The organism is Corynebacterium sp. LK10 (assembly GCF_008042455.1).
Lineage (GTDB): Bacteria > Actinomycetota > Actinomycetes > Mycobacteriales > Mycobacteriaceae > Corynebacterium > Corynebacterium jeikeium_D.
Genome location: NZ_NOVT01000002.1, coordinates 313,471 through 337,134, shown reverse-complemented (window position 1 = coordinate 337,134; position 23,664 = coordinate 313,471). Strand labels below are relative to the sequence as shown.

Annotated in this window: 21 protein-coding genes; 5 read left to right on the top strand and 16 right to left on the bottom strand. The window is 59.8% G+C overall.

Features of this window, described 5'->3' with window-relative positions:
• Positions 1-115: 115 nt before the first annotated feature.
• From CHU70_RS11180 to CHU70_RS01475, 3 genes are all read left to right on the top strand, one after another.
• Entirely contained in the window at positions 116-280 is a 165-nt protein-coding gene (locus CHU70_RS11180; RefSeq protein ID WP_016422979.1) for a hypothetical protein, read from the top strand.
• Between the two features lie 80 nt (positions 281-360).
• On the top strand, positions 361-1,650 hold the full coding sequence (locus tag CHU70_RS01480) for an alanine racemase (RefSeq protein WP_147719387.1): 1,290 nt from the start codon (positions 361-363) through the stop codon (positions 1,648-1,650).
• Positions 1,647-3,074 carry a D-arabinono-1,4-lactone oxidase gene (locus CHU70_RS01475; protein ID WP_070858904.1) on the top strand — a complete coding sequence of 476 codons (1,428 nt, stop codon included), beginning with the start codon at positions 1,647-1,649 and terminating at the stop codon, positions 3,072-3,074. The genes CHU70_RS01480 and CHU70_RS01475 overlap by 4 nt, the downstream gene beginning before the upstream one ends.
• On the opposite strand, the gene rarD is transcribed toward CHU70_RS01475, so the two are convergent.
• The 4 genes from rarD to lspA form a co-directional block, all read right to left on the bottom strand.
• A complete protein-coding gene (gene rarD / locus CHU70_RS01470) occupies positions 3,071-4,039 on the bottom strand; it encodes an EamA family transporter RarD (protein ID WP_070858905.1) in 969 nt (322 codons plus the stop codon). The two genes, CHU70_RS01475 and rarD, sit on opposite strands and share 4 nt — an antisense overlap.
• Before the next feature lie 123 nt (positions 4,040-4,162).
• A complete protein-coding gene (locus CHU70_RS01465) occupies positions 4,163-4,888 on the bottom strand; it encodes a hypothetical protein (RefSeq protein WP_049170281.1) in 726 nt (241 codons plus the stop codon).
• Positions 4,885-5,796, bottom strand: a complete 912-nt coding sequence (locus tag CHU70_RS01460) for an RluA family pseudouridine synthase (protein WP_042389388.1) — start codon at positions 5,794-5,796, stop codon at positions 4,885-4,887. The genes CHU70_RS01465 and CHU70_RS01460 overlap by 4 nt, the downstream gene beginning before the upstream one ends.
• Positions 5,797-5,864: 68 nt before the next feature.
• Complete coding sequence (gene lspA / locus CHU70_RS01455) at positions 5,865-6,434, bottom strand: signal peptidase II (protein ID WP_016422985.1); 570 nt, start codon at positions 6,432-6,434, stop codon at positions 5,865-5,867.
• 90 nt (positions 6,435-6,524) lie between these two features.
• On the opposite strand from lspA, the gene CHU70_RS01450 reads away from it, so the two are divergent.
• Positions 6,525-7,553 carry a hypothetical protein gene (locus tag CHU70_RS01450; RefSeq protein WP_242451342.1) on the top strand — a complete coding sequence of 343 codons (1,029 nt, stop codon included), beginning with the start codon at positions 6,525-6,527 and terminating at the stop codon, positions 7,551-7,553.
• Positions 7,554-7,730: 177 nt separating this feature from the next.
• Here the strand turns inward: CHU70_RS01450 and CHU70_RS01445 are convergent, their stop codons facing one another.
• Positions 7,731-8,507, bottom strand: a complete 777-nt coding sequence (locus CHU70_RS01445; protein ID WP_069359184.1) for a hypothetical protein — start codon at positions 8,505-8,507, stop codon at positions 7,731-7,733.
• A 100-nt stretch (positions 8,508-8,607) separates the two neighbouring features.
• On the opposite strand from CHU70_RS01445, the gene CHU70_RS01440 reads away from it, so the two are divergent.
• Complete coding sequence (locus CHU70_RS01440) at positions 8,608-9,585, top strand: asparaginase (protein WP_070429640.1); 978 nt, start codon at positions 8,608-8,610, stop codon at positions 9,583-9,585.
• Position 9,586: 1 nt separating this feature from the next.
• Here the strand turns inward: CHU70_RS01440 and CHU70_RS01435 are convergent, their stop codons facing one another.
• The 11 genes from CHU70_RS01435 to murG form a co-directional block, all read right to left on the bottom strand.
• Positions 9,587-10,249, bottom strand: coding sequence for a sugar O-acetyltransferase (locus CHU70_RS01435; protein WP_147719385.1), 663 nt, complete (start codon positions 10,247-10,249; stop codon positions 9,587-9,589).
• 66 nt (positions 10,250-10,315) lie between these two features.
• Positions 10,316-11,782 (bottom strand): DNA polymerase IV, encoded by a 1,467-nt coding sequence (locus tag CHU70_RS01430; protein ID WP_147719384.1) that lies wholly within the window; start codon positions 11,780-11,782, stop codon positions 10,316-10,318.
• A 15-nt stretch (positions 11,783-11,797) separates the two neighbouring features.
• The gene (gene ileS / locus CHU70_RS01425) at positions 11,798-15,058 is read right to left on the bottom strand and encodes an isoleucine--tRNA ligase (RefSeq protein ID WP_147719383.1); all 3,261 of its coding nucleotides are present in this window, start codon (positions 15,056-15,058) and stop codon (positions 11,798-11,800) included.
• Positions 15,059-15,478: 420 nt separating this feature from the next.
• The gene (locus CHU70_RS01420; RefSeq protein WP_049170271.1) at positions 15,479-16,492 is read right to left on the bottom strand and encodes a DivIVA domain-containing protein; all 1,014 of its coding nucleotides are present in this window, start codon (positions 16,490-16,492) and stop codon (positions 15,479-15,481) included.
• Between the two features lie 398 nt (positions 16,493-16,890).
• Complete coding sequence (locus CHU70_RS01415; RefSeq protein WP_048731166.1) at positions 16,891-17,190, bottom strand: YggT family protein; 300 nt, start codon at positions 17,188-17,190, stop codon at positions 16,891-16,893.
• A gap of 63 nt (positions 17,191-17,253) precedes the next feature.
• Positions 17,254-17,775 carry a cell division protein SepF gene (gene sepF, locus CHU70_RS01410; RefSeq protein ID WP_048731168.1) on the bottom strand — a complete coding sequence of 174 codons (522 nt, stop codon included), beginning with the start codon at positions 17,773-17,775 and terminating at the stop codon, positions 17,254-17,256.
• 122 nt (positions 17,776-17,897) lie between these two features.
• On the bottom strand, positions 17,898-18,620 hold the full coding sequence (pgeF, locus tag CHU70_RS01405) for a peptidoglycan editing factor PgeF (protein ID WP_049190457.1): 723 nt from the start codon (positions 18,618-18,620) through the stop codon (positions 17,898-17,900).
• Between the two features lie 6 nt (positions 18,621-18,626).
• A complete protein-coding gene (ftsZ, locus tag CHU70_RS01400; protein WP_147719382.1) occupies positions 18,627-19,934 on the bottom strand; it encodes a cell division protein FtsZ in 1,308 nt (435 codons plus the stop codon).
• A 268-nt stretch (positions 19,935-20,202) separates the two neighbouring features.
• On the bottom strand, positions 20,203-20,979 hold the full coding sequence (locus tag CHU70_RS01395; RefSeq protein ID WP_016422997.1) for a cell division protein FtsQ/DivIB: 777 nt from the start codon (positions 20,977-20,979) through the stop codon (positions 20,203-20,205).
• Between the two features lie 4 nt (positions 20,980-20,983).
• A complete protein-coding gene (gene murC, locus CHU70_RS01390; protein WP_069359187.1) occupies positions 20,984-22,477 on the bottom strand; it encodes a UDP-N-acetylmuramate--L-alanine ligase in 1,494 nt (497 codons plus the stop codon).
• Positions 22,478-22,490: 13 nt separating this feature from the next.
• On the bottom strand, positions 22,491-23,663 hold the full coding sequence (gene murG, locus CHU70_RS01385) for an undecaprenyldiphospho-muramoylpentapeptide beta-N-acetylglucosaminyltransferase (RefSeq protein WP_070652764.1): 1,173 nt from the start codon (positions 23,661-23,663) through the stop codon (positions 22,491-22,493).
• Position 23,664 lies beyond the last annotated feature (1 nt).

Genomic DNA, 23,664 nt, shown 5'->3' with positions numbered 1-23,664 from the left:
TTTTCAAAACCAGTTGACAATACTCGACATCACAGTTCGTGAGGAAGTCCTCATATTTCCTCGCGACCATAGAGAAACGCACTGCCCTCGAGCAAAGAACCAAAGGAGCAATACAGTGTTCGCACCACTTTCCGATGGCCACTTCACCTACTTCCCCAAGCCCGAGCTTGACGAGGTTCTTGCAACCATCGACCGCCGCCCAGTTGCCGCCGGCTACCTCATCGATGGCGATGTCATCACCTCCAACATGGATGCCGCCCGCTACAGCTGGCTGGTCTAAAAGGGCGCAGACCTGGAAAATTCTGACTTTCTTTTCAAAATCAAAGACAGTACAGGTTTTCAATGATTACGTTTTAGGGCATGAAACTTTCTCGAGCTTCTGCCCCGGAGTCCTCGGACACATCCCGCCCGGCTCCGACATCGATGTCTCACCTGCCTGAAGCGCTGCCGCCGCAGACGCCCCAGACAGCCCGCCCGCCACTAGCTACCGACACGCTGCTTAACTGCACTTCCCTTCCTGCAGTCGTCGTCGACCTCGCGGCGGTCGAAGCCAATGCCCGCGATATGCTCCGCCGTGCAAACGGGATGCCTATCCGCGTGGCCTCGAAATCGATTCGCATTCCACAGCTTATTTCGCACGTCCTGGCCTTCCCCGGTTTCCAGGGCGTGCTGGCATATTCACTGGCAGAGGCGCTGTACCTATTCCGAGAAGGCATTAGCGACGACATCGTCGTCGCCTACCCAACTCTTGACGCCCGCGCTATCTCAGAGCTTGCCGACGATGATGCAGCGCGTGCCGCCATCTGCGTCATGGTTGACCGTCCCGAGCATCTGGAGGCGCTGGCGTCGTCGGCAAGCGAAAATGCGCCAATCCGCGTGTGCATGGACGTCGACGCATCCTTTCGTCCCCTCCCCGGCGTGCATATCGGTACGCTGCGCTCAAGCCTGTTCTCGCCGAAGCAGGCAGCGGCGTTTGCCAAGCAGATCATTGCCCACCCGGAGCTGCAGCTGGCCGGAATCATGATGTATGAGGGACACATTGCCGGAGTGGGCGATGCCGGAAACTCCCTGCGTGCGCGCGCAATTCGAGTGATGCAGGCCGTCTCAAAGAAGGAATTGGCAAAGCGCCGCGCGAAGGTTGTCGCTGCAGTCGAGAAAGTGGCGGGGCCGCTGGAGTTTGTCAACGGTGGTGGCACGGGGTCGCTGGAGTCGACGTGCGCCGAGGCCGCAGTCACCGAGGCAGCGGCGGGGTCGGGGTTCCTGGCACCAACCCTCTTCGATAACTATCGTGCATTCAATCTGCGCCCGGCGTCCTGGTTTGTGTTGCCGGCGACGCGACGTCCTAAGAAGGGCGTGGTCACGGTGTCCGGCGGTGGTCGAATTGCCTCTGGGCCGGCGGGAGCTGACCGGCTGCCAACCCCCTGGTACCCCACTGACCTGCGCTACGCGGCAGAGGAAGGCCCAGGTGAGGTGCAGACTCCGCTGCTCGGCAAGACCGCCGACGCAATTTCGCTGGGAGATCCCGTGTGGTTCCGCCACGCCAAGGCCGGCGAAATAGCCGAACACACACAAGAAGTCATTGCAGTTCGAGATGGCACCATCATCGCCCACTGGCCCACGTACCGAGGAAAGGGATTGATCTTCACATGAGCAATTCACACAACAACGCCCGCTTCACAGTCTCTACAGTTGAGTCCCGAGTACCACGCGTACGTCGGCGTGCGCAGGCGAAAGCCGTCGCCAACTCGCATTGGAGCAATTGGGCGCACACGCAATCGTGCACCCCGTCCTACACTCATCAGCCGCACGATGATGAGGGTGTCATCTCGGTAATTAAAGCGGCGAAGACCGAAGGGACTACGGTGCGCCCGCTGGGGGCCGGTCATTCTTTTACTTCCGTGGCCACCACCGATGGGCACCGCATTCAACTCGACCGCTGCTCTGGTCTGGTCGAACTCGACGCCGCCAACCAGACCGCCACGCTGCGTGCCGGCACTCGCCTGCGCGACACTCCAGGTATTCTGCGCCCGCTCGGTTGGGCACTTCCCAACCAGGGCGATGTCGATCCGCAGTCGCTGGCCGGTGCTATCTCTACTGGCACACACGGCACCGGGCTTGGATTCACCGGCTTCGCGGGCACCGTGAAAGGATTCAAGATTGTCACCGCGGATGGCGTCGTCAGGCACTGCCATCCGGACGCTGAGGGAATCGACGGCGAGCTCTACCGCCTCGGCCGGCTGGGACTGGGTGTCTTCGGCGTGCTTACGGAGGTCACGATGTCAGTCGTGCCAGCGTTTGATTTGCACGCCGACGAGCACCGCGAAGAGTTTGATTCCCTGCGCAAGAGTTTCGCCGAGCGCTGCAAAGAAGCTGACCACCTGGAGTTTTTCTGGTTCCCGGGACAGCGCGAGACGCTGGTCAAGCACAATACTCGCATTGAACCGCAGCGCCACCGCCGCCCGAGCCGCAATAGCCTGAAGCAGCGCCTGGGCAGCGCGCGTACGTATCTTAACGACGAAGTCGTCAACAACATGGGACTCTTGGCGTGCTGCGAGATTGCTAAGGCCATTCCCGCTACGACCGATACCATCAACCGGATTGCCACCAACACCGTGCCAGAGCGCCGCTACTCCAACGAGGCGCACAAGGTCTTTGTCTCGCCGCGCCGAGTGCGTTTCTCCGAGATGGAGTACTCCGTCCCGCTCGAGGCTGCTTCCGATGTTCTCGGGGAAATCCACGACGCAATTGCCCGCAAGAGGATGAAAGTCTCTTTCCCCATCGAGGTGCGCTCCGCGAAAGCCGATGATGTGGCCCTGTCCACTGCGTACGGTCGCGACAGTGCCTACATCGCCATCCACCGCTACTGGAAGGAAAACTACCGAGAGTACTTCAACCTCATCGAGCCGATTTTCAAGGCCCACGAAGGTCGCCCGCACTGGGGCAAATTGCACACGCTTCGCGCGGAGGATTTCGCGGAACGTTATCCGCTGTTCGGCGAGGTCCAGGCACTACGGGAAAAGGTCGACCCGCAGGGAATCTTCCTCAACGAGCACCTGCGCGAACTTTTCTGCTAATTATCTGCCGGCTTTACGACGTCCCGGGTAACCGCCCCATCCGTCTGGTCGGCGGCATCGGCGGAAACCGGGGCCGGTTCAACACCGGCCTTGTGGAGTTCCCGGCGTACCCGACGCTGCCGGCGCATCTTCAGGATGAGGTCGCAGATGAACAGCGCGACGGCACCCCAGATGATGAAGAATCCGATCCAGCGCTCCGGTTCGAGCTCCTCGCCCAGCACAGTGACTGCCAGGGTGATTTGGAGAACTGGAGTCAGGTACTGCATCAGACCCAAGGTGGCCAGCGGCAGGCGTTTGGCACCTTCGCCGAAGAGAAGCAACGGAATGGCGGTAGCAACACCGGCGCTCATCATGAGCAGCACGTGACCAGTTCCTTCGGAGGTAAAGGTGCTCTGCCCGTTGTAGGTCAACCAGAGGATGTAGGCCAGCGCAATCGGTGTGATTACGGCGGACTCGGCCGTCAGCGAAGCTGCGGAGGAAAGCGATACCCGCTTCTTCATTAGTCCGTAAAAACCGAAACTGAACGCCAGCGCCAGCGCACCCAACGGCGGATGTCCCACACCAATTGTGAGAACAATGACCGCAATGGTTGCCAGGATGACACTGCCGAGCTGCAACCGCGAGATGCTTTCACGGAAGAAAATCATCGCCAACAAAACGCTGACCAGCGGGTTGATGAAGTAGCCGAGCGCGGCCTCCGCCACCTGCCCATTGTTGACCAGGTAGACGTACACCCCCCAGTTGACGGAGATCAACAGTGCGGCAATAAAAATAGTGCCCCAGGTCTTGGCACTCGCGGCCTTCAGCTCTGGCCATGCGCGCATGAAGCTGAGGGCAATGACCATAAAGACAAGGGTCCAGACGAATCGGTGCGCCAAAATCTCTACGGCCCCTGCTGGTTCCAGCAAGGGGAAATAGAGCGGAAACAGCGCCCACAAAAGGTACGCACCGAATGCCTGAATCACTGTTGGCTGACTCCTTTTCGTTCTCGTTGAAACTAACTGCGTACTGGCGGCAGAGTTCTAGCCGCTTCATCCTAGTCGTTTGGACTTGGCCGCTTAGTCCTGGCTTCTATTAGGTCTGGCCGCTTAGTTCTGGCTCAGCCCCGGCGCAAAGAGCGGATCTTTATCCGTGAAGCCGGAACTCAGCACCGGGCGAATACCAAAACGGCCACGCGCCGCATCTGATGGCAGCGCCTCGACAGCTTTCACATCGGGCATTTTCTTGACATCCATCAACGATTCAGCGTCACCATAGACCAGTAACCCGTTGAAGCCGAGCCGTTCGTCGTCAATCGCGACGTCTGCGTAAGCAGCCGCTAACTCCAGCTGATCTTGCAGCAGCTTTTCTTCGCTCGCTGTTTTACTCGGCTGCGGCAAATACCGGGTGCTCACACCGCCGATGATTGCAGTCGATACTCGCAGAGAGGGCTCTTTTTCATAGACCTGCGCCGCTTCTTGCGCATCGAGCAGCCGGTCAAAAGTCACCATCGCCCAGAACTTCGGGTCCTCCACGACTGGCTGGCCGGTCTTTAGCCGGTAGTCCTCTTTCTTCATATTCGCGAGGGACTCGTCGGCACGCTCTACGTACTGCTCGGTTGCTTCCCACGGGTCCGGGCCGAGAGCATCGCCGTTGAGATTCTGCGGCTTGCTTACCCGATCGGAGGTCGAAGCGACTGCTAAAACAATCACCAATACGACAACACAGAAACCAGAGATCAGTGCCATCACTGGCGAAATACTGCCGTCACCAGTGCTTTTCGCGCGAGTTTCACGGCGTGGTGGGTTCTTGGATCCCGATGGGGTCTGCGTCATGCGCTCTGCCTCAAAACTTCCAATGCGTGGTTCAAATCATCTGGGTATGGACATTCGATTTCCATCCAGCGCCCATCTGCCGGGTGGTGGAAACCAAGCGAGACCGCGTGAAGCCACTGGCGGTTGAGCCCCAGCCGCTTGGCCAATGCCGGATCGGAACCGTACATGGGATCGCCGCAGCATGGGTGATTCAACGCAGAGAAGTGCACGCGAATCTGGTGCGTGCGCCCAGTCTCTAGATTCACCTTCAGCAGCGTTGCTGGGGCGAAGGCCTCAAGCGTTTCGTAGTGCGTCACAGCATGCTTGCCATCCTGGCGGACGGCAAAGCGCCAACCCGCCGAAGGATGACGGCCAATCGGCGCATCAATTGTCCCCGACAGCGGATCCGGATGCCCCTGAACCAGAGCGTGATAGGTCTTGGACACCTCACGGTTTTTGAACGCCCGCTTGAGCACGGAGTAGCCCCGTTCGGAGCAGGCGACAACCATCACGCCAGAGGTGCCAACATCGAGGCGATGCACGATGCCTTTTCGCTCGGGCGGACCGGAGGTAGAAATGCGGAAACCAGCAGCCGCCAGTCCGCCGATAACCGTTGGGCCTTCCCAACCGACCGACGGATGTGCGGCCACACCGACAGGCTTGTGAACAGCCACCAAATCGGAGTCGTGGTAGAGCACGTCCATGCCCTCGACGAGTTCCTCTTTGGGAACCAATGGCTTTTCCACCGGCGGCAACAACACAGAGAGGAAAGCGTTTTCTTCCAATCGGTCGGACTTACCAACGCTCACGCCATCGACCGTGATGTCCCCAGCCGCTGCCAAATCAGCCACCGCTGTGCGCGAGAGCCCCAGCAACTTAGCCACACCGGCGTCTACCCGCATACCGGCCAAGCCCGGTGGAACGGGCATCTGCCGGGTTTCTCGGTCGGGCTGGTGCGCTCCCCCGAGTGCTGCACCGATATTTACTGCATTGTCGTTCACTGCTGTCCTCCCTCCGCCGACTGCTTCTGATCCGTCTGGGAAGATTTCTTCTCCGCTGCAATCTGATCAGCGAAGAGATCCGGCTCCTTGGAAAAAACCATCCAGATAACGAGGATAATAACGCCCACTGTAATCGCGGAGTCCGCGATATTAAATACGGCAAAACCCTTAACCGACAGGAAATCGACGACGTGGCCGACGTAGAAACCGGGTTCCCGAAACAGCCTATCGATGAGGTTGCCCAGCGCACCACCAGCAATAAGCCCCGCCGCAGTCGCCGATATAGGACTGCGCAACCAATGGGAAAAGCACATCACAGCCAGGATGTAAACCAGCTGCAACGTAGTAAAAACCCAGGTGGCGTTCGTGCCAAAGGAAAAGGCTGCACCGGGGTTAAAAACGAGCCGCAACTCGAAGAGATCGCCAATGACCTGCACCGCAGGACGGCCATCGAGAGTCTTCAAAGCGATAATCTTGGTCAGCTGATCGATAATCGCAACTGACACAATAACCGCAGCGAGAATCCCCCGCCGCGGGAAATATGTCCTCGTTTCCTTCTTAGTCACTGTCCCATAATGGCCTAACAAACCCATATTCAGCCAACTGACACCGCCCGGGTGGTTCCTATCCACCGCGAAACCGGTACGCTAACCGGTGTGACTCGACGTTTCCAATCTCAGTTTGTTCCGGCCTCCTCTGCTTTACGACGTGCAGGAGAATCCACCTCCTCGTGGTTCCGTCGACCTAGCCGCAGCGACCAGCCTGGTCACACCAAGCATGGCCTGCTGGCGAGGGTCGGCACCGCTGTTGTTGCCGCTACCACTGTGGTGTCATTGGCCGCGTGCTCGTCGGAAAGCTCGGTGGAAACGCAACCCGTGGACGTTGCACAACCCAAGGTCGAATTGACCAGTGCTGGTAGCGGTGAGCTGGCGAGCGTGCGCTGGAAGGACGACGGTGCAGAGCAGGAGTCGACCGTGGCGGTGACGCAGGGCTTCGCGCAGCGTGGCGGAAACGCCGATAGCGACCAGACGTTCCCGGACACCCGCCTGGAAATCCCCCTGACCAGCACTGTTACCAGCGATAACGATACTCGTGTGGTGACGTCAGAGGTGGGTAAACCCCACGGCTCCAACGATGAGCTGAATGAGGATATCGCTACCGCACAGGGCTTTATCTCTGATTGGTCAACAACAGCCACTGGTGAGGTCAAGGAACTCAAGCTGGGAGCGCCGGAGAAGGCGACCGACACCGCTCGCGCTGGTGTGGAGATGGCGCTGCAGCAGCTGCATTCCGTACCTATCGTCTTCCCTTCCGAGGACATCGGAAAGGATGCGACCTGGACGGTCGAAAGCGAGGTCGAAGGCCAGACCACGATGACGCAGAAGGTGACCTATACCCTGCTCAGCCGTGCGGGCGACATTGTTAATTTGAAGGTCGATGTCAAGCAGGTGCCGACCGTCACCGAGTTGGACACTGGCGGCGAGGGTGCACTGAAGGTTGTCGAGGCCACGACTGACATGCTTGCCGACCGCGTCACCATCGACCTGACTAAGCCGCTTCCGATGAAGGGCAACATCGACTTTGTGACCTCCGTGACCTACGGCGACGGCAACTCCGATGTGCGCATCACTCAGCAGACGCACCGCGGGCTGGAGTTTAAGGACGGCAGCGGGTCGAAGAAGTAGCCCAGAGTCCAGAAGAAATAGCTCTGGCCAGCGCAAGGTTAGAAGACGAGAAAGTGTCTAGGTTTATGTCACTTTTCTGCCCAAAAAATGGGCGGAACTGTCATAAACCTAGACACTTTCTTTTGTCTGCCCAGTGCACCCGACCGGACTAGGCTGTGATACCTGGCCCGACGGCGCCTAAGCCGGTGGAGGCGGAGGAGGCGCGTCCTCCGCCGGAGCCGGAGCCGGGGCCGGCGCAGGAGGCGGGACCTCCTCAGCCGGCGGTTCAGGTGCAGGAGGCGGAACTTCCTCAGCGGGTGGTTCGGGCGCCGGAGCCGGGGCTGGCTCCTCGACCGGTGCTGGGGCCTCCTCGACCGGAGCCTCTTCAACTGGGGCTTCTTCCTCCGGCTCAGGCGGCGGCGGAGGGGTTTCGCCCGGCGCGAGACAGAACCCCGGCTTGTGCTCCGGATCAAGCGTCGACGCCAGGTTGCAGGCCCATTCCTTGCTCAGCATCCAACGGCCATCCCTGTAAATGAAGTCCACCTGATCCACGAGCATCGGATCTTCCTCCGGGCGGAGGATATTGACGCCGGCTACGGCCTGCTTCGTCGTGAAGCCGGGCGTGATCGGATCAATGACATCAAAGCTAATTTCCTGCTCATTGGCACTATTGGTGACAATGTCGAAGAAATCGCCGGCAGTATCTCCGTCCTCGATGGTCAGCGCCTTTTCCTCGATAGGTAAATCGGGGTTAATAAGGCGTGCGAGGACGTCGTTAAGCTCTGCGCGCGTCGGCAGCATGATGACTGGTTCCGCCGAGCTGGATGTCTTCGATTCAGTCGTCGGCGCTGCAGTATTGCCGCCACCGCAGGCAGCGAGCCCAAGTGCGCTGACCGAGACAATCGCCGCTACTGTCACACCACGCGCTGTGCGCCAACGCATTCCGCTAACGCGCTGGTTGCAGGGGACTTTCATATGTGCACTACTCCAATAAAATCTGCATGAAGATTCGCTGGCTTCACGCCTTCCATAATCCTACACAAGGCCAAAACATCGCCTAGGTAAGATGGTGGACATGTCGACTCAGGATCATTCCCCGGCTAGCTCGGCCTCGTCTAGCACGGTCTCCCCTCGCCGAATCGTTGTCATCACCACCGGCGGCACCATCGCCTGCACCACGGATCGCAGCGGTGCGCTAACCCCGACCATCTCGGGCACGGAGCTCGTCGCAGCGGTCGCGCAGCGTTATCCAGAGGGCATGTTAGAGCTGGAGGTTCGTGAGCTCGGGATGCTGGACTCGTCGAATCTCGCGTTCACCGACGTTGACCGTATTCTCGCCACTATTCACGAAGTGCTTGACGACGACTCCGTGGACGGTGTCGTCGTAACTCATGGCACGGACACGATGGAGGAAACGGCCATGGCTGCCGATATTTTCCATGCTGACTCGCGTCCGGTTGTCTTTACTGGTGCACAACTTCCCTATGATCATCCGGAAACCGACGGACCGGGGAACCTCTTTGAAGCCGTGACCATTGCTTCCGATGCCTCTGCGCAGGGAATTGGCGTTCTTATTGTCTTTGGCCACGCAGTCTTGCCGGTACGAGGTGCGACGAAGTGGCACACAACCGATCCTTTGGCTTTTGCCACTAATGCACCGGAGGAGCCGGTTCGTCCAGATCCGCTGCCTCTGGCGGCATTGGCGGGCTCGAAGGTAGAGATTATCCCCGCCTACTTGGGTGCAGATGGATCACTGTTGGATTCGGCAGTCGCCGCCGGTGCACGCGGCATTGTCGTAGAGGGCCTGGGGTCGGGCAATGTCTCCGATGAGTTTGCCGCTGCCATTGACCGGGCCATTGCGGCTGATGTGACCGTCGTGATGGCAACGCGCGTTCCGCGCGGTGATGTCCACGCCGCCTACGGCGGTGCCGGTGGCGGTGCGACGCTGGCTCGGCACGGTGTGATTAGCGCTGGTTGCGTGCATGCACCGCAGGCGCGCATCATTCTCGCCGCCGCGCTGGCTGCGAATGTGCATCCGCAGACGCTGTTCTAATTCACGCCTCGATGATGCGGATGATTTTCGCCGGGTTTCCAGCCACAACTACGCCCGCGGGAACGTCCTTAGTCACCACGGCACCCGCGGCGACCACAGAATTGTCGCCGACGTGAACACCGCCCAGGATGATGGCTCCGCCACCGATCCAGGCATTGCGTCCGATGATGATTTCATCTCCAGACTCTAGATAAGCGGCGCGGGCCTCAGCTCCCAGTGGGTGTACTGGTGGAAGCAGCTGTACGTTGGGCCCGAGCTGCGCATAGTCGCAGATTGTCACCTTCACCACGTCAAGTGCGGTGAGCCCAAAGTTGATGAAAACGTTGTCGCCGATGTGGATGTTATCGCCGTAGTCCAGGTAGATCGGCGGGCGAACGGTGCTGCTCTCTCCGAAAGACCCCAGTGCCGGTGCTAGCACTTGCTGTGCTGCCTGCTGGTCTTCGCGGAATGCGACCTCAAATTCAGCGGCCACCTGGCCAATTCGCACGTTCAGAGCCTGTGATTCCGGATGATCGGCGATATACCACTGACCGTTCAGCATGCGCTGGCGGTTATCCAGACCCTCGTCGGGAAGTGTGGTCGACGGATTCGGATCTCGATCGGTGTTGCGCAACGAGGCGCGGCGAGCTGCCTCGAGCTCTGCAATGCGGGATTCGGTAGTCATAGTGCCCCAGTTTACGGACAGCGCATAAACAGAGCGCCGCGAACGGCATCGAGGCAGGCAACCGCATCACGCATCCGCGTCGGGGCCGAGTTCGTCTTCGCTTTCCCGCTCAGGTTGCGGCAAGTCGAGAGCTGCTGCTTCGTCGGATGCCAGCCACTCCGGCCAGTCCAAACTGCACACCGCAGAGCACGGGCGCAGCTCCGGGTCGTCTTCCTTCAGCGTGATCATGCGCCCGGGGCCGCTGGTGCGGCTTTCAAAGCGGACAGTCACAATCCCGTGGCCCGACCCCTGCACCCAACCATGTCCGTACTCGCTGTGGTGTACGTCCGAGGTGGGTGCCCACTTGGAGTCGGAAAGCCGAACGGTCGGTAACGCGCCGGTTCCAGATAGCTCGACCAGGCCGGCGGGAGCGTCGGAAAGCGCAGGTGCTGGTACTCGATCTTCGACGGTGATTGCGCGGTCGAGCTCAGGAAACAGGACTTCTTGTATGTGCGAATCCAGCCCGGAGAAACCGACGCCCACCAGTCGCACTGGGCCGACCTCCGCAGGCGTGAACGCGATTCGGTGCGCCACGGACATAAGGGTGTCGAAATCCTGTGTGGCATAGGCGAGTGTCTCAGATCGGGTATGGATGCTCAGGTCGGACAGACGCACCTTGCAAGTGATGGTGCGGGCACCACGGCCATCTTTCTTGAGCCGTCGAAATGCGGACTCACCTGCGCGATCGACGGCGGCGTGGAGCTGGGCCTGCGACTCCAAATCCTCAGGATAGGTGTACTCCGCCGATACAGACTTGGCGACATCTCGCTCCTTAACCGGCCGATCGTCCGTCCCCTGCGCCAGCTGCCACAGCATCACACCGGTTTTGGATGTCAGCGAAACCTCGACATCGCGCTGGGACATGGCGGCAAAATCACCGATCGTCTCCACACCCAGCGTGTGCAATTTTGCAGCGGTGACAGGGCCAATGCCCCAGAGCTTCTCTACCGGCAATGGGTGTAGAAGCTCGTGATTGCGTGCGGGGTCCAGCACGTACACGCCATCGGGTTTCGCCAGGCCTGACGCAATTTTCGCGAACTGCTTGCCCGCGCCCGCGCCTATCGACGAGGCCAAGCCGGTCTCCCGCCGAATATCTGCCCGCAGCTGCTCCGCCCAGGCAATGACCTGCTCCTTCGAGGCGCCTTGCAGCTCTTCGGGTTCCATGAAAGCCTCGTCGACGCTGAGCTGCTCGACCACGGGCACGCGCTCGCGGATTACAGAGAACACGCGGCGCGACACCGGCCCATAGATGCCCTTGCGCGCGCTGACCGTCACTGCGGTCGGTGGCATGAGACGACGTGCGCGAGCCATCGGCATAGCCGAGTGCGCGCCGTACGCGCGGGCCTCATAGGAGGCACCGGCGACCACACCTCGACCGCCCAGTCCGCCGACGAGAACTGGCCGCCCGCGCAGAGTCGGGCGAGTGAGCTGCTCGACGGACGCGAAGAACGCGTCCATGTCGATGTGCAGAACCCACCGCCCGGAAGTCGGCATAGAGATTACTCTCCCCTACTGCTTGGCAATATCCGCCGAGCAGCCGTCCGCCACATCGTAGCTCAGGGACTCTCCGCCAGCGACGACCTCGAAAGCGGTTGCGAGAACTTCCCGGGCGATGAGGTCAGCGTGGCGGTTGGCCCACTCCTCACGCTCGGCCGGCACCTGCAACTTCACCGAAATGCGGTCGGTGACCTCAAGGCCAGCGTTCTTGCGGGCATCCTGCAGACCACGGATGCGGTCAGCGGCCCAACCGCGGGACTCCAGGTCCTCGTCGAGCTCAGTGTCGAGCACAACCAGGCCATTGACGCCGTCGACCTCAGCGGTGGAATCTGGCGAGATCGCGACCAGGTTGCGGGTGTACTCACCCTCCTGCAGCGGAATACCATCGGCGACAACCGTGCCGTCGACAACCTCGTAGTTGCCAGACTTCACAGCCTTAATGACCTTCTGGACGTCCTTACCCAGGCGCGGACCGGCCACGCGAGCGTTGACGGAGACCTCGAATCGTCCCACCGAGTCCACGTCGGAGGTGAACTCCACCTTGTCGACGTTGACCTCGGAGGAAACGATGTCGGTGTACTCACGCAGACGCTCGGCATCCGGGAATGCCAGGGTCAGCTTCTTCAGCGGCAGGCGGTTACGCAGCTGGTTGGCCTTGCGGATGCGCGATGTTGCCGAGCAGACATTGCGGACAATGTCCATGGACTCAACGAGTTCGTCATCGGTCGGCAGCTTGTCGACGTCCGGCCAATCCTCCAGGTGCACCGAGCGGCCGCCAGTGAGCGAGCGCCAGATGACCTCGGTGGCCATCGGCAGCAGCGGAGCAGCCACGCGGGTGAGAACCTCCAGCACCGTGTACAAGGTATTGAAGGCCTCTGGGTGCTTGACATCGCCGGCCCAGAAGCGGTCGCGGGAGCGGCGCACGTACCAGTTGGTCAGTGCGTCACAGAACTGACGGACCTCATCGGTGGCAGAAGCAATGTCAGTGTTGTCCAGGCACTCAGTAACAGCACGGACGGTTGCTGCAAGCTTGGCCAGGATGTACTTGTCCAGGATGTTGTCGGAGTCTACCGACCACTCGGCCGGTTTGGAAGCGTAGAGCTGCAGGAACGAGTATGCGTTCCACATCGGCAGCAGCGCCTGGCGCACGCCCTCGCGAATGCCCTGCTCGGTGACAATCAGGTTGCCGCCGCGCAGAATCGGGCTGGACATGAGGAACCAGCGCATGGCGTCGGAGCCGTCGCGGTCGAAGACCTCGTTGACGTCCGGGTAGTTGCGCTTGGACTTACTCATCTTGTTGCCGTCATCGCCCAACACGATGCCGTGGGCGACGACCTTCTTGAACGCCGGGCGGTCGAACAGTGCAACCGACAGGACGTGAAGCAGGTAGAACCAGCCGCGGGACTGGCCGATGTACTCCACAATGAAGTCGGCCGGTGCGTGGGACTCGAACCACTCCTTGTTCTCGAACGGGTAGTGGAACTGCGCAAACGGCATGGAACCGGAGTCGAACCAGACATCCAAGACATCCGGGACGCGGCGCATCATGGACTTACCGGTCGGGTCGTCCGGGTTCGGGCGAACCAGCTCGTCAATCTCCGGGCGGTGCAGTGTGGTCGGGCGAACGCCGAAGTCCGCCTCCAGCTCATCGAGGGAACCGTAGACGTCGACACGCGGGTACTCGTCGTTGTCGGAAACCCACACCGGAATAGGCGATCCCCAGTAGCGGGTACGGGAGATGTTCCAGTCACGTGCGCCCTCGAGCCACTTGCCGAACTGACCGTCGCGGACGTGCTCCGGCATCCACTCAATCTCGTTGTGGTTGAGCTCCACCATGCGCTCGCGGATCTTGGTAACGGACACAAACCAGCTCGGCAGTGCCATGTAGATCAGCGGCTCGCCCGAACGCCAGGAGTGCGGGTAGGAGTGCTCGATGGTGCGGTGCTGGACGACGCGGCCAGCGGCCTTCAGGTCACGGATGATGTCCTTGTTGGCGTCAAAGACCAACTTGCCCTGGTACTCCGGCACCTGCGAAGTGAACTTACCGTCCATGTCCACCGGAATGATGACATCAATGCCGTATTCATTACAGGTGTTCATATCGTCTTCACCGAAGGCCGGCGCCTGGTGGACCACACCAGTACCGTCCTCGGTGGTGACATAATCGGCCACCATGATTTGGAAAGCGTTCGGGTGATCTGCGAAGTAGTCGAAGATCGGCTGGTAGGTCAGACCTTCCAGGTCAGCACCAGCGAAGGTAGCCACGACCTCGTGTTCCTTGCCCAATTCCTTGGCGTAGGCACCAATCAGCGCTTCTGCCAGCAGGAAGGTCTTACCTGCAAACTCCGGCACGGAGGAATCCTCGCCGACCTTAACTACGGCGTAGGTGACCTTCGGGTTCACGGCCAGACCAAGGTTGGACGGCAGCGTCCACGGCGTGGTGGTCCAAGCGATAGCTGCAGTGTCAGCGAGCACCGGGTTGTCCGCCAGCGTCTTCTCCGCTGCCGAGCCTGCCTTGGCGCCGGTGAACGGGAAGGTCACGGTCAGAGTCGGGTCCTGCCGCATCTTGTAGGAGTCATCCAGGCGGGTCTCCTGGTTGGACAGCGGGGTGTGCTCTGCCCAGGAGTACGGCAGCACGCGGAATCCCTGGTAGACCAGGCCCTTGTTGTAGAGCTCCTTGAAGGCCCAAATCACGGACTCCATGTAACTCATGTCCATGGTCTTGTATCCGCCGTCGAAATCAACCCAACGCGCTTGACGAGTGACATATTCCTTCCACTCGCCCGCGTACCGCAGCACCGACTCAGCGCAGTACTTGTTGAAGTTAGCCAGACCCATTTCCTCGATCTGGCCCTTGTCCTTAATACCGAGCTGCTTCTCTGCCTCCAGCTCAGCCGGCAGACCATGGCAGTCCCAGCCAAAGACGCGACCAACCTGGTAGCCACGCATGGTCTTGTAACGCGGAACAATGTCCTTGACGTAACCGGTCAGCAGGTGACCGTAGTGCGGTAGACCGTTGGCGAACGGCGGGCCATCATAAAAGACGTATTCGTCAGCACCATTACGCTGATCGATAGAGGCCTGGAAAGTGCTGTCCTTGCCCCAGTACTCCAGAACCTTTTCCTCCAGTTCCGGAAACTTCGGGCTGGAGGTGTACTTACCAAAGTCAGCAGTGCGCGGATACGCGCCACCTGCCGGAGTGGCCTCAGCAGAGGCATTTACATCGTTCGAATTAGACACCGTTTCTACGTCACTTCCGTGGTCGAACATCATTAATACTCACCACGGGGACGCATGCCTAGCCCCTTCAGCGTTGTTACTGGTGACGCTGAAAAGGAGTCTCGCGCGGTACCACCCCGCTTGGCATCACGCTTTACGACGGTTCTTGCGAACAAGAACCATGCGGCTTCACGCGATAGCCCGCTTATTTAATAAGGCTTTGTAACGGTGCCAAACCGTTCGGTTCTACTGGGCCCATTTTCTACTGGACTGTTCTTCCGAAACGCTCCCCGGTGATGGCCGGCTCATTGCGCGTATGGGTGTCAGTATAGCAGTGTCTCAGGCAACTACTACAACCCTGACCGGAACAAAGAATGCGATTGGTTCGCAGGGAAAGATAGCAAAAACCACCGCGCTCTGCCTCCCCTCCCTGGGGAGCCGAGCGTGGTGGTTTTCTACGTGTTGGCTACGTAATTAGTTGTTGTAGCCGTCGGCCGGGGCAGCCGACTCGCGAGAGTTCAGGTCGTCGAGCTGGGACTCCAGGAAGGTCTTCAGGCGAGTGCGGTACTCGCGCTCGAAGATGTGCAGCTCCTCGATGCGCCCCTCCAGAGCGGTCTGCTGCTCCTTGACGGTGGTCATGATCTCGTGGTGCTTGCGCTCTGCATCGTCCTGCAGCGCGGTTGCCTTCTGCTGCGCTGCGGTGATGGTGGCGTTAGAGCGAGCGTCTGCGTCGCTGATCATCTGCTCGCTGCGCTGGCGAGCGTCAGTGAGGGTCGACTCAGACTCGTTACGGGCATCAGCCAACAGCTGCTCACTGCGCTTCTTGGCATCAGCCAAAGTTGCTTCTGCCTCATTGCGAGCGTTGGTGATAGTGCGCTCGGCCTCTTCATTGGCCTCTGCCACGGTGCGGTCAGCGTTTTCACGAGCCTCGGTGACAAGCTTGTTGGCCTCAGCGTCGGCGTCAGTGGTGACGCGATCAGCGGTGTCCTGAGCAGCCTGCAGGATACGAGCAGCGCGGAGGCTAACTTCCTGCGACTCGGTGCCGGTGCTTGCTGCAACTGCCTGCGGCTGCTCCGCAGCTGCGGAGGAAGCCTGCTGTGCAGAAGCCTCTGCCTCAGAAGCACGCTTCTCAAGAGCATCCAGACGATCCTGGTAGTGAGCCTCAATCTCCTGCTGCTGAGCGCTCAGGCGCTCGTTGTACTCAGCGCGCAGCTCCTGCTCAATTTCCTTGCGCAGCTTGTCCTCATCGACAGCCGGCGCCGCAGCGGCAGCACCGGAAGCAGCGTAGTCTGCGCCGCCACCCTGCTCTAGCTGACCCTCAAGGTCCTCAACCCGCTGGCGCAGCTCAGCGTTTTCATCCTGGAGCTCACCCAGTGCGTCCTCTACGAGGTCGAGGAACTGATCGACCTCGTCCTCGTTGTAACCACGCTTGCCAATCGGAGGCTTGCTGAAAGCCACATTATGCACATCAGCCGGAGTCAACGGCATGGTGAGTTCCCCTAACACTTTGAGCGGACAGTTCTTAAGAAATCTTAAGAGAATTATTTCCAGTAGTACTGTTTACCCGGCCAATCCTACCTGCTCTAGTCACAGTCCTCACCCCATTTATTTTGGGCAGGACTCTATCCCCCACGTTCTAACCAATGGCAAAGTTCTAGTAAAACGTTAAACCTCGCCCTTACCCTGCACCTTTAGCCACAGAACTTTACCCCCGACACAATAAAAACCCATTGGGGATTACATTCCCCAACGGGTTCCTATTGTTGCCCCCGATTAACACCCCCGGCGGCAATTCAATGCCCGAGAACATCGCATTCGGGACAGTCAAAACAACACAGCTCCACCGAAATCCACATTGTGGATCCCAAGCAAACAGTTAGCGATATTTACGCCACCGCGCCGAGAGCTACCTGCAGCACCATTCGCAGAATCATAAGGATGAAGAACAAAACAAGCACAGACATGTCCACCATCACGTTGCCCATCGGCATAGGCGGGATGAGTCGGCGCAACAGCTTCACCGGCGGGTCGGTAATGACAAAAACAACTTCGCCAATCGACGAAAACACCCTGCCTGGTCGCCAAGAGCGAGAAAATGACTGAATCATTTCAATCACAATGCGAGCCAACAGCAGATAGGTGAAAAGCTTCAGCAGGATTAGCAGAACTAGCAGTAGTGAAGACACGAATAAACAGTCTAGCTAATTAATCGAAATACGAAACACTAACAAGCCATGCGAGCCGGCTGACTAGCCGGACATCCGGTCGAACTGGCCCTCGTTGACATCGCAGCCATGCGGGTACAGGGTGAACACGGAGCCGTCAGCCTTGATTCGACCGCGCAGACCGAAAACCAGTCCAGCAACGAAGTCGACGTAGCGCTTAGCCTCAGATGGGTCAAGCTCACTCAGATCGAAGGTGACAATGTCACCGTCGCGGAAGTGCGAACCGATGTCCGGAGCCTTGGAGTACTTGTCCTGGAAACCACTTTCCGGCTTGATGAAGACCTGCTCCGGTTCCTTGGTCTCAGCAACGGAGTGCAGGTTGCCGTAGCGGTAGTCCTCCTCGCGGGAGTTCACACTTGCAGTCTCACGTGGAGCCTCTTCGCGCAGCTCGTAGCGGTGGCGCTCCGCACGACGCGAGTCGGCATAGGAGTCATCAAAACGCTCCTCGTCACGGCGGTCAAACTCGTCGTAGTGCTCGTCGTAAGCCGCGTCATCAGTCGGGGTAAGACCGAAAAAATTTGAAACCCCACGGAAGAAATCAGCCATCTTCTGCTACGTCCTTCTTAGTGTGCGAATTTAAGTCTGTGCTACCCACAACCTACCGGCTGGGTTGGCAATATCGCATAGACACGCGCAAATTTGGCGCGCCAAAATTACAACTTTGAAACTTAGCCCTGCTCAGGCAGGATTACGATGCCCGCCTGACGGCCAGTCTTCCCCTCCCGCCGGTAGGAAAAGTACTGCTCATTGTCAATAGTGCAGCTGGGCTCGACATTGACATGCCGTACACCGAGGTCATAGAGCTGACGCATCAGGCCGGCGCGCACGTCGACACCGGCAGTCCCCTGCTTCGTTCGCATCTTCGCTCCGGGCAAATGCTTATCGACGTCATCGGCCATCGACTCAGGCACCTCGTAATTGTGGCCAGAAGCCGCCGCACCGAGAAGCGCATGGATATTCTCGGGCGTGGCACCGAGCTCAATCATCTTCTCGACAGATTTACGAACGATTCCGTTGCGGGCACCGGTCCGCCCTGCGTGTACCGCAGCGGCGACACCCGCATAATCGTCGGAAAGCAAGACGGGAACGCAATCGGCAACGAGCACTACCAGCGCGAGACCCGGCGTGGTCGTGACGATGGCGTCGGTAGCCGAGACAGGCTCAGTTTGTGGTTCGTTGACGACGGTGACCGTGTTGGTGTGAAGCTGCTCCATGTAGACGAAGCGGGCACGGTCGATTCCCAGAGAATCGGCCAAGCGCTGGCGGTTGCGTTCGACTGCGGACGGGTCATCGCCGACATGATCTCCAAGATTGAAGGAATCATATGGTGGCAGCGAAAACCCGCCGCGCCGATTCGTCAGAATTTTTCGGCTGCGGCGGGATTCAGTCATGATTTCTTAGAAGCCCCACTCCGGCAGGTCACTGGAAGCCTGGTAGCCGCCACGACGGTCGTCGCGGTCATCGCGGTGAGCACCACGGTAGTTGCGGTTTTCCTGCGTACGCGGTGTCGGGTTATCGGTGAACAGACCACCGCTGTTCGGGTTGGTGCGCGGGACAAAGCGGTCGCGATCCTCACGCTCGCGCGGCTGTGCGACCGGGCGCTCTTCCTCCACACGCGGGGCCGGAGCGCCGAGGTTGTCACCGCCCGGCAGTGCGCTGCCCTGTCGCGGTGCCTGCTCAGTGGCCGGACGCGCCTCGGCATCCTGTGCAGCCGGACGTGCAGCGGCACCTGCAGCTGGCTTGTCCAGCGGGTTGCCGTTACCCTGCTCAAAACCGGTAGCAATCACAGTGACGCGAACTTCGTCACCGAGGTTGTCGTCGATAATGGTACCGAAGATGATGTTGGCATCCGAATCAGCCTTTTCCTCCACGATGGACGCGGCGGCGTTGACCTCCATCAGGCCGAGATCGGAGCCACCGGCGACGGAAATAAGCACACCCTGTGCACCATCCATGGTGGACTCCAGCAGCGGGGAGTTAATGGCCTGAGTCGCGGCATTCATCACACGGTCGTCGCCGCGTGCGGAGCCAACGCCCATCAGAGCCGAGCCAGCCTCAGCCATTACCGAGCGGACGTCGGCGAAGTCGACGTTAATCATGCCCGGAATGGTAATCAGGTCAGTAATACCCTGGACACCGTTGTAAAGAATCTCGTCGGCAAAGCGGAACGCGTCCATCATGGACAGATCCTGCTCACCAATCTGCAGCAGACGCTGGTTCGGAATGGTGATAAGGGTGTCACAGACCTCCTTGAGGGTTTCAATGCCCTCAGCGGCCTGGCGCGCACGGCGCTTGCCCTCGAAGTCGAACGGCTTGGTTACCACGCCGACGGTCAGGGCACCGGACTTCTTGGCGATGCTCGCGACAACCGGAGCTGCACCGGTACCGGTTCCACCGCCCTCACCTGCGGTAACGAAGACCATGTCGGCGCCCTTGAGGGTCTCTTCAATCTCGTCCTTGTGGTCTTCCGCGGAAGTGCGGCCAACCTCGGGGTTAGCGCCAGCTCCCAGACCACGAGTTGCCTCACGCCCAATGTCGAGCTTGACATCAGCGTCGGAGAACATCAGGGCCTGCGAGTCGGTGTTGACTGCGATAAATTCGACACCCTTCAGCCCCTCCTCGATCATGCGGTTGACAGCATTGACGCCACCGCCGCCGACACCGACGACTTTGATAACGGCGAGGTAGTTATTCGGGGAGGTCATTGCGCGTTTCTCGCCCTTTCCTATAGGTCCTAAATAATTTCATCTAGCCACGTTGCACATGGGCCGCACGACAGCATTGGCACCGCCGGGCAGTACAGCTCTCCATGACACCGCACGGAAGAAGTGCATCATGGCCGAAAAGCTGTTGACCCCATTGTGGTCGAAAACTGCAAATAATTCAGCGACCTTTTAGCGCGTGTCGCTACCTTAAACCTGCACTTGAGGGATAGTGTTTAGCCACAGAAATCACTCCAGACACCACCATTCTCTACTCTCCCTTAGCAGCGGGTAGTCGGGGGTTGGAGACATTCCAAATCTTCTCGCCACGGTTCAGCACAATCTCCGTCGCGCGTGCCTTTTCTGCCGCATTATCCGAGGACCCGAAGTACACCTCGTATCCATCGGTCAGAAATAGCTTGATCTCTGCCTCGGAAGGAGCGCTAATCCGCTCCACACGGTGTGCAACGGGCTCTGGCAACGCCTTGACGACGTTCAAAACCGCCTTGATAACGCGCGGTTCGGGGTCAACTTTGCCGTCTGTTGGCTCATCCACACGAGGTGCATCAACAACCTCGATGACACCCGCCGGCGGGGCTGCCGTGACGAACTCCTGACCATTTGCGGAAAACAGATGCTCTCCGTCAGTGGCACGGACAAACACCACCGGGGTGAATTCTCGTACCGAAATAGTCACGCCCTGCGGCCACGAACGACTGACAGTCACGCTATCGACCCACGGCTGCCCCGCCACGGAGCGCGCTGAGGCATCCGTGTCCAAGCGAATGAGCTTTTGATTCTCGGAGATACCACTGGCCTCGACAATCGCGTCTTTATCCCCGTGGACGACGCCCTCAACATCGATGTTTTTCACAACCAGCCACGGCGAAAACCACACCACCGCTGCAACGATGGCGATAATCGCGACCAGGCCACCGCCGACGAGCCAGCCGCGTCGCGGGGCGCGCGCTGAACGCCGACGCCGCGACGCTGTTGCGCCCCGGCCTGCACCGTCGGTCTGCTGAGATTGCTTTCGGCTGGTTTTCACAGTGCTACGACTCCACCTGTTCGTCGTTGTCTCCGCTGAGCTCGCGCACGATTTCGTCGGCAAGCATCGTCACAGAGCCAGCGCCGATGGTCAGGATGACGTCGTGCGGTTCGGCGATTTCGCGAACGCGAGCCGGGACGCTGGTGAAATGCGGCTCATACGTCACAGGGATGGTCATTTTGTTGGCAATGAGCGCGCCGTCGACGCCCGGCAGTGGCTCCTCGCGGGCGCCGAAGACATCGAGCAATACGGCCTTGTCCGCCAGAGACAGGGCGGCAGCGAACTCGTCGGCAAAGTTGCGAGTACGCGAGTACAAGTGAGGCTGGAACACAGCGATGACCTTGCCACGACCGGCCTCGGTGACCAACTCCCGAGCTGCGCCGAGAACTGCGGAGACCTCGGTCGGGTGATGCGCGTAGTCGTCGTAGATACGAGCGCCAACAAATGGCCCCTCGCCGATACTGCCGTGGTAGTCAAAGCGGCGACGGACACCGGTGAATTCACCGAGACCGCGCGCCATACGCCCCAAATCTGCCCCGACGCAGTCGCCACCGACCATTGCAGCCAGCGCGTTGAGCGCCATGTGACGGCCGGGCTGATGCAGTTCAAACCTCACCGATGTCGAGCCAACAGTGGCCTCCACGCGGGCGCCACCACCGACGGGAGTCCAGCCGTGCAAAACGGCACCGACCGGCAGCGTCGGGTGTTTAGCCAAGGCTTCTTCCCCACCATAAGCCAGCACGTTAATGCCGCGCTCCACCGCGCGCTCGCCCAATGCGGCCGCATGCGGATCCTCAGCACAGATGACCAGATGACCGCCATCCTTAATGCGCTCTGCAAAAGCGTCAAAGACGGCGTAGTAGGTCTCGTCGTCACCGAAAAAGTCAAGGTGATCGGGCTCGATGTTGGTAATTACGGCCACTTCCGGCTGGTAGGTCAACAGCGAGGCATCCGACTCATCGGCCTCAGCAACAAAAACGTCACCACTGCCCTGGTGAGCATTGACGCCGGCCTTGCTCATCAGACCGCCAACGGCAAAAGACGGATCCAAACCAGCTGCCTGCAAAGCGGCGACGGTCATCGATGTAGTCGAGGTTTTGCCGTGAGTACCGGCGATCAGGAGAGCCTTGGAATCCTGCATCAACAGCGCTAACACATCGGAGCGCTTGAGCACCGGAATGTCCAGCTCATGTGCACCGGCCAGCTCCGGATTCGTCTTCGGGATAGCAGCGAAGGAAATGACCACTGCGTCCGGCAGCTCTCCCTCGCCAGCAAGCTCAAGATTCGTACGGTCATGGCCAATGGCGATGGTGGCTCCCATCGCACGCAGTCCCACCACCGCGCGGGACTCCTTGACATCGGAACCGGTAACACGAATGCCACGAGCCAACAGGATGCGAGCGATACCGGACATACCGGCACCGCCAATGCCAATCATGTGGACACTTGCGGGCAGCTCTCCCGTTACCGGCTGAAAGTCATCGAAATTAACGTTCATGTTTATGCTCGCTTTACTTCTTAGGGTTCACAGCCGCAGAAAGCACCCGACGGGCAATGTTCTCCGCAGCGTTACCATGTCCAATGTTGGCCAGGGCGCGGCGCCCGTCGGCAAGCTTTTCTGGGGACGTGACCAGCGGAATCACGATATCCGAAACTGATGCCGCAGTCAGCGACTCGTCGGCGATGAGAATACCGCCACCAGCATCGATGACATCGGTGGCGTTGAGCGCCTGTTCCCCATTTCCGTGTGGCAGCGGTACATACACCGCAGGCAAGCCGACAGCTGAGACTTCAGCCACCGTCATCGCACCGGAACGGCACAAAATCAGGTCAGCGGCGGAGTACGCCAAATCCATCCGGTCGATGTACGGCACAGCGACATAGGGGGCGTCCTCGCGGATGGACTCGACCTCGACGTGATTCTTCTTGCCGTAGGCATGCAGTACAGATACACCGGCGTTGGCGAGCTCTGCGGCTGCACCGGTAACAGCTTCGTTGATGGAACGTGCCCCCTGCGAACCACCGGTGACAAAGAGCACCGGTCCCTCCTGCGGTAAACCGAAGAACTCGCGGGCTTCGGCACGCTTGGCGTCGCGGTCCAACGCCGCGAGACTGGCACGCACGGGATTGCCAACGACCTCGGCCTTCAGACCAGAGCCAGTCACGGCGGCCAAGCCGACGCCCCCGAGTGCGACACCGAGCTTATTGGCCAGGCCCGCACGGGCGTTGGCCTCGTGAACCAGGAACGGAATCTTCTTCCCCGCACGGCACGCCATGTAGGCCGGTGCCGATACGTAGCCACCAAAGCCGATGACCGCATCAGCGTCAATGCGCTTGAAAACCTTGCGGGTCTCACGCACCGCACGAGCGACGTTGAGAGGCAGCTTGAACAAATCCGCAGTCGGCTTGCGCGGCACCGGCACTGGCGGAATCAGCTCCAGGTCATAGCCTCGCGCCGGTACGAGGGTCGACTCCAACCCCCGATTCGTACCGAGTGCAATGACGCGGGCATCCGGCTGCAGTTTCAAAATCGCATCCGCTACTGCCAGTGCAGGTTCGATATGGCCAGCCGTACCACCGCCGGCCACCACAATGGTCGGAGCAGAGCCATCTTCCTTGAGAAACTGCTCAGACTCCGAAGCGCCTTTCGCCCCAGCGGCTGCGCCCAGATTCTTGTCTGCCATG